General features: G+C 66.3%; 6 protein-coding genes. 1 reads left to right on the plus strand and 5 read right to left on the minus strand.

Annotation, left to right across the window (positions count from 1 at the left end):
• Both ACLP25_RS13165 and ACLP25_RS13170 read right to left on the minus strand, forming a co-directional pair.
• On the minus strand, nt 1-1,892 hold a 1,892-nt coding region (locus tag ACLP25_RS13165), incomplete at its 3' end, for an ATP-binding cassette domain-containing protein (RefSeq protein WP_442469641.1).
• Nucleotides 1,889-3,040, minus strand: a complete 1,152-nt coding sequence (locus tag ACLP25_RS13170; protein WP_442469642.1) for an HlyD family secretion protein — start codon at nt 3,038-3,040, stop codon at nt 1,889-1,891. The genes ACLP25_RS13165 and ACLP25_RS13170, both read right to left, overlap by 4 nt.
• A gap of 371 nt (nt 3,041-3,411) precedes the next feature.
• On the opposite strand from ACLP25_RS13170, the gene ACLP25_RS13175 reads away from it, so the two are divergent.
• Nucleotides 3,412-3,939 carry a GNAT family N-acetyltransferase gene (locus tag ACLP25_RS13175; RefSeq protein ID WP_442469643.1) on the plus strand — a complete coding sequence of 176 codons (528 nt, stop codon included), beginning with the start codon at nt 3,412-3,414 and terminating at the stop codon, nt 3,937-3,939.
• Nucleotides 3,940-3,963: 24 nt separating this feature from the next.
• Here ACLP25_RS13175 and ACLP25_RS13180 read toward each other — a convergent pair whose 3' ends face one another.
• The 3 genes from ACLP25_RS13180 to ACLP25_RS13190 all read right to left on the minus strand — a co-directional run.
• Complete coding sequence (locus ACLP25_RS13180) at nt 3,964-4,374, minus strand: hypothetical protein (RefSeq protein WP_442469644.1); 411 nt, start codon at nt 4,372-4,374, stop codon at nt 3,964-3,966.
• 108 nt (nt 4,375-4,482) lie between these two features.
• The gene (locus ACLP25_RS13185; protein ID WP_442469645.1) at nt 4,483-5,673 is read right to left on the minus strand and encodes an acyl-CoA dehydrogenase; all 1,191 of its coding nucleotides are present in this window, start codon (nt 5,671-5,673) and stop codon (nt 4,483-4,485) included.
• A gap of 28 nt (nt 5,674-5,701) precedes the next feature.
• Nucleotides 5,702-7,024, minus strand: a 1,323-nt coding sequence (locus ACLP25_RS13190; RefSeq protein WP_442469646.1) for an electron transfer flavoprotein-ubiquinone oxidoreductase, incomplete at its 5' end; no start/stop codon positions are given.

Genomic DNA, 7,024 nt, shown 5'->3' on the forward strand with positions numbered 1-7,024 from the left:
CCGCTCCTCAAGCGCCTCTGCGCTTCCTCATCGGAGGTGATCGGAGGCTGCACCGAGAAGTAGCGCGAGCCCTCGAACCCTTGAAGGAGCTCGCGACTCTGGGGCGTCTGATCCTGGTCGAACGCCGCCATGGCGAGGTTCTCGATATCGAACGAAATGCCGTACCCGAAGGCCAGCATCAGGATGATCGGTCCGACGACCGCGAAGGCGAGGCGAATCGGATCGCGCAGAAGCTCGACCGTCTCGCGACGGGCGTAAGCCCACAGGCGCCCGAGACTGAAGGGCTTCGGCGGGGCCAGCGCGGCCTCGGCCTCCACGGCGGCCTGCGGCGGCGGCTCCGCCTTCTTCGCCATGTCGATGCCGGCGGCCTCCGCGAGATAGCCGACGAAGCATTCCTCTAGCGAGGCGCTGCCGCGCTCCTTGACGAGGTCCTGGGGCGCTCCGACCGCCAGCACCCGGCCAGCATGCATGAGCGAGATGCGGTCGCAGCGGTCCGCCTCGTTCATGAAGTGGGTGGTGACGAAGATCGTCACGCCCTCGTCGCGCGACAGGTCGATCAGGGTGCGCCAGAAGGCGTCGCGCGCAATCGGGTCGACGCCGGAAGTCGGCTCGTCGAGGATGAGAATCGAAGGCTCGTGCAGCACGGCGACCGCGAGCTGAAGGCGCTGCTTGATTCCAAGCGGCAACCGGTCCGGGCGGGCGTCGACGTAGGCCTTCAGGTCGTACCGCTCGAGCAGATCCGCGATCCGGGGGCCGATCTTTTCCTTGGGCAGGTGATAGAGCTCGGCATGCAGCTCGAGGTTCTGGCCGACCGTCAGCTCGCCATAGAGCGAGAAGGCCTGCGTCATGTAGCCGACGTTGCGCCGGGCCTGCATGTCGTCCGAGCCCATCGGCTGGCCGAACAGCTGGCATGTGCCGCTGCTCGCCGGCAAAAAGCCGACCAGCATCTTCATCGTCGTCGACTTGCCGCAGCCGTTCGAGCCGAGGAAGCCGAAGATCTCGCCGGGCGGGATCTTGAAGCTGACGTGGTCGACGGCGACAAAGTCGCCGAATTTGCGGGTCAACCCCTCCGCCTGGATTGCCGGAGTCTCGTCCGGCGAGGCCACGCGCGGGCGCACGACGACCTTTTGGTGCAGGGCGCGCTTGGCCTCGGGCATCATCGCAATGAAGGCCTCGTCGAGGTTCGGCTCGCCGGTCTTGTCCAAAAGCTCCTTGAGGCTGCCCGTGGCGATGATCTTGCCGTCGTCCATCGCCATGAGCCAGTCGAACCGCTCGGCCTCGTCCATGTAGGCGGTGGCGACGATGACGCTCATCTGCGGGCGGCGGGCGCGGATGGTGTTGATCAGGTCCCAGAACTGGCCGCGCGACAGCGGATCGACGCCGGTGGTCGGTTCGTCGAGGATGAGGAGGTCCGGATCGTTGATCAGCGCGCAGCAGAGGCTCAGCTTCTGCTTCATGCCGCCGGAGAGCTTGCCCGCCGGGCGCGCCTCGAACTTCTCCATGCCGGTCGCGGTCAGAAGCTCGGTGATGCGCGCCCCGCGCTCCTCCGCGCCCTGGCCGAACAGTCGGCCGAAGAAGTCGATGTTCTCGAACACGCTGAGCGTGGGATAGAGATTGCGGCCGAGGCCCTGCGGCATATAGGCGATGCGGCCGCGAATTTCCGCCAGGTTTCGGGGATCGCCGACGTTCTTGTCGAAGACGGCGACCTCGCCGGTCTGGATGATCTTCACGCCGGCGATGAGCCCGAGCAGCGTCGACTTGCCGACGCCGTCCGGGCCGATCACGCCGACCATGATCCGCGACGGAACGTCGATCGAGACGCCGTCGAGCGCGACCGTCGCCCGGTACTGGTGCGATACGGCCTTGACCCGTGCGATGGGCTCGCCGGTCATTTGGCGGCGGGCGTCTGGCTGTCCGGAGCCTGGGGCGCGGCCGCAGCGGCCGGCGGCGCCGAAGCCGCCGGCGCGGCGTTGTCGGTCGCCTTCGGCGGCGCCTGAACGTTGACTTGCAGGTCGGCTGGCCAGGCGACGTCGGCCTTGGTGCGGACGAAGCCCATGCCACGAATGCCGGTCTTCACCCGCGTGTAGAACGCCTGGAGCACGTCGGGATCGATCTTCAGCTTGAGGCGAAACATGAGCTTGGCGCGCTCGTCTTTGGTCTCGACCGTCTTGGGCGTGAACTGCGCGTCCGCCGCCACGAAGCTGACGTTGGCCGGAATGATGCGGTCGGGGATCGGATCGAGGACGATGCGCGCCTCGTCGCCGATCGTGACCCGCCCCGCGTCGGCCGCCGGCAGGAAGATCGTCATGTACACGTCGGTGAGGTCCAGGATCGTGACGATCGGGGCGCCGGCCGCCACCACCTCGCCCGCCCGCGCGAGCTGATACTGCACGCGGCCGTTGCGCGGCGAGACGAGCGTCAGATCGTGGATGATCGATTCGATCCGTTCGACCTCCGCTTCCGAGTTCTTGATCTTGGACTGGGCCTGATCTCTCTGCGACGTGAAGCTCGCCACCGCCGCGACCGATGAGTCGTAGTTGCGCTTGCGCTGCTCGAAGACCTGCTTGGTGATGAAGCCGGTCTTCATCAGCTCCTGGCCGCGCTCGAAGTCGGACTTGGCGAATTCGAGCGCGCTTTGGCGCGACGTGATCTCCGCCTCGGCGGAGGCAAGGGCGTCCTTGGCGCTCTGCACGCTCGCCTGGGCCGCGCGAAGCTGCGCCTCGTATTCCGGCGAGGAAATCCTGGCGATGACCTGGCCCTGCGCGACGTTCGATCCCTCCTCGACCGTGACTTCGGCGAGGCGGCCGGCATATTTCGACGACACGTCGACCTGCGTCGCCTCGATGCGGCCGTTGGACTTGACGATGCCGGCCGGAAGCGTTTCACCGCGCAGACGCGCGATCAGGTTCTTGATGAGGCCCTGCGCCTGCGCCGAGGCCATCGGCGAGAGCCCGCCTCCTGGGCCGCCGCCGAGAGAGAGCGGCAGAGCGACGGCGCCCATCAGGGCGACGACCGTCGCGGCTCGTCGGACATGTTTCATGATGGGTCTCCTGCGCAAAACGCCTTCAGCGCAGCCGTCGGTCAAGCCGAGGGCCCCCAGCGCCGCCTCAATCGTTTGTCTTCGGCGCTTTACTAGGCAAGCGCAACAATGTTGTAAAGGACGGAAGACCGGCGGGATTTGAGGCGAGAGCAAAGGCCGGGCCAAGCGGCGGAGCGAAGATGCGGCGCCCGTCAAGCTCTCGGCCCCGATGCGAACCCATGCGCCGGAAACGCGGATCGGACGCCGGTCCGAGCGCGCATATTGCCGCATACCAAAGTCGGCCCCGCGGCGCACTGGCGATTGACGCCCGTCTCTGCGACAATATGGGCGTCGCAGCGAATAAGCCGGGGCCGGGTAAGGGGGCGCCTGACATGTTCGAACCCGAGAAATTCCACGTCATCGAGACGCTTCACGACGGGACCACGGTCGAGATCCGCGCGCAAAAGCCGGAGGACCGGGAGGCCATTCTCGCGGAGGTCCAGCACGCGAGCGCGGACACCCTATATCATCGTTTTTTTGCAGTAAAACGCTCCTTCTCCGAGAAGGAGCAGCACTTCTTCTTCGACGTCGATTTCGTCAACCACGTCGTCCTGATCGCGGTCGCCAAGTCGAACGGCCAGCCCAGGATTGTCGGCGGTTCCCGGTTCGTCGTCACCGAACCGGGCAACGCCGAGGTCGCCTTCTCGGTCGTCGACGATTACCAGCACCACGGCCTCGGCGCCGTGCTGATGCATCATATCGCAGCGATCGCCCGAGAGGCCGGGATCAAGGAACTCGTGGCCGAGGTTCTCGCCGACAACGCCTCCATGCTCGCCGTGTTCGAACATAGCGGGCTTGTCACCTCGACGCGGCGCGAGGGGACGACGATCCACGTCACAATGCGCTTCCCCCAGGCATGAGGGCTCGCCGAAGCCCGAGGCGCGTCATACGCCGCATTTGATCAGCGCGGTGTCGAGCGTCTTGTCGCCGTTCGGCCGATAGATCATCTCCGTGCCGGATTTGATCTCGATCTCGACGGACTGGGACGTGTAGCTGATCGTGTCCCTGCAGTCGAAGTCGAGCTTGGTCAGTCCCTGGTCGTGCGTGGCGCCGGTGACGCGACAGGTCTGGTTGGGCAGGACAACCGTTCCCGGCGTGATGATCGCGGCCTGGGCGAACTGGTCGACCGGCTGGCGATAGGTAAACCCTCCGCCGCTCCGGACGAACAGCCTGTCGCAATCGGCCTTCGACGTCGCCCAGGCGCCGGTCATGCGAGCGTCGATCTCTGCGGCGCCGGCGGAGCCGCAGCACGCCAGAACGAGCGCGCCGAACGCCAACCCGCGGTGAATGATCATGTCGGGACCCCAAGCCTTGCTGCGCGCTCGAACCGCGCCTTCGATGGATAAGGATACGGCGCCGGACGCCCCGCCGCCAGTCGGGAATGCTGCGAACAGCCTTGGGACTCAGGCGAACGCCGGGATGCCGGTGATCGCGCGGCCCAGGATGAGGGCGTGGATGTCGTGCGTGCCCTCGTAGGTATTGACGACCTCGAGGTTGACGAGATGGCGCGCCACGCCGAACTCGTCGCTGATGCCGTTGCCGCCCAGCATGTCGCGGGCGGCGCGGGCGATGTCGAGCGCCTTGCCGCAATTGTTGCGCTTCAGGATCGAGGTGAGCTCCACCGGCGCCGCGCCTTCGTCCTTCAGTCGTCCGAGCCGCAGGCAGCCCTGCAGCCCAAGCGCGATCTCGGTCAGCATGTCGGCGAGCTTCTTCTGGATTAGCTGGTTGGCCGCCAGCGGGCGGCCGAACTGCTTGCGGTCGAGTACGTACTGGCGCGCGCGCGAAAAGCAGTCCTCCGCTGCGCCCATCGCGCCCCAGGCGATGCCGTAGCGGGCGCTGTTGAGGCAAGTGAACGGCCCCTTGAGGCCGCGCACCTCGGGGAACGCGTTCTCCTCCGGGCAGAAGACGTCGTCGAGCACGATCTCGCCGGTCAGCGACGTGCGCAGGCCGACCTTGCCGTGGATCGCCGGCGCGCTCAGACCGTTCGAACCCTTCTCCAGGACGAAGCCGAGGATGTCGCCTTCGTCGTCCTTCGCCCAGACCACGAAGACGTCGGCGATCGGGCTGTTGGTGATCCACGTCTTCGCGCCCGACAGGCGATAGCCGCCCTGCACTGTTCGCGCCCGGGTGACCATGCCGCCCGGGTCCGATCCGAAATTGGGCTCGGTCAGGCCGAAGCAGCCGATCCATTCGCCGGTGGCGAGCTTCGGCAGATATTTCTGTTTCGTCGCCTCGTTTCCGAACTCGAAAATCGGGACCATCACCAGCGACGACTGGACGCTCATCATCGAGCGGTAGCCGGAGTCGACCCGTTCGACTTCGCGCGCGATCAGGCCGTAGCAGACATAATTGAGGCCGGCGCCGCCGTAGGCCTCCGGAATCGTCGCGCCCAGCAGGCCGAGTTCGCCCATGCTGCGGAAGACGCCCGGGTCCGTCTTCTCGTGACGGAACGCCTCTTGCGCCTTCGGCAGCAACTGCTCCTGGGCGAACGCCTCAGCGGCGTCGCGCACAGCGCGCTCGTCGGCGGCGAGCTGGGCTTCGAGAAAAAGGGGGTCCGCCCACTGGAAGGACGGGCGTGTCGAATGGGAAGCCATGGGGAACTCCTGTTCGCGGATCCGAGGCTCACATGCCCGAATAGTTCGGCCCCCCGCCGCCCTCCGGCGCGACCCAGACGATATTCTGCGTCGGATCCTTGATGTCGCAGGTCTTGCAGTGGACGCAGTTCTGCGCGTTGATCACCAGGCGTTCGGCGCCCTTATCGTCCTTCACGAACTCGTAGACGCCGGCCGGACAGTAGCGCTGCTCCGGCCCCGCATAGCGGGCGAAGTTGACGGCGACGGGAACAGTCGGATCCTTGAGCGTCAGATGCGGAGGCTGATCCTCCTCGTGATTGACGTTCCCGACGAACACGGACGAGAGCCGGTCAAAGCTTACCTTGCCGTCGGGCTTCGGGTACTCGATTTGCGGGCATTCGGCCGCCGGCTTGAGATAGGCGTAGTCCGGCTTGGTGGAGTGCAGCGTCCACGGCGGCGTGGAGATCCCGAGCTTGGGCATCAGCCAGTGCTCGATCCCCGTCATCAGTTCGCCGACCGTCCGCCCCTTCTTGAACCACAACTTGAAGTTGCGGGTCTGCCGCAGTTCTTCATAGAGCCAGCTCTTTTCGAACAGTTCGGGATAGGCAGTGAGTTCGTCGCCGCCGCGGCCGTCGGCGAGGGCCTTCGCAAGCGCTACGGCGCACAGCATGCCGCTCTTGATCGCCGCGTGGCTGCCCTTGATGCGCGCCGCGTTCATGAAACCGGCGTCGCAGCCGACCAGCGCCCCGCCGGGAAAGACGAGCTTGGGCAGGGCCTGCGGGGAGCCGTTGTTGATCGCCCGCGCGCCGTAGCCGAGCCTCTTGCCGCCTTCGATATGCGCACGGATGGCCGGATGGGTCTTCCAGCGCTGCATTTCCTCGAACGGGCTGAGCCAGGGATTGGCGTAGTCCAGTCCGATGACGAAGCCGAGCGTGACCAGATTTCCCTCGAGGTGATACAGAAACCCGCCGCCGAAGGTGTTCGGCTCCATCGGCCAGCCGGCCGTGTGGACGACGCGGCCGGGCTTTGCATCCTCCTCGGGGACCTCCCAAAGCTCCTTGACGCCGATCGCGTAGCCCTGCGGGTCCTTGCCTTCGGTCAGCTTGAAGCGCTCGAGCAATTGCCGCCCGAGCTGGCCGCGCGCGCCTTCGGCGAAGACGGTGTAGCGGCCGGTCAGCTCCATGCCGAGCTGGAAGGAATCCTTCGGCTCGCCGCCCTTGCCGATCCCCATGTTTCCGGTCGCGACGCCACGCACCGAGCCGTCGTCGGCGTACAGGATTTCGGAGGCGGGGAATCCCGGAAAGATCTCGACTCCGAGGGCTTCAGCCTGCTCGGCGAGCCACTTCACCAAATCGCCGAGCCGGACGCCGTA

The sequence above is a fragment of the Roseiarcus sp. genome, from assembly GCF_052145395.1.
In the GTDB taxonomy this organism is placed as follows: domain Bacteria; phylum Pseudomonadota; class Alphaproteobacteria; order Rhizobiales; family Beijerinckiaceae; genus Roseiarcus.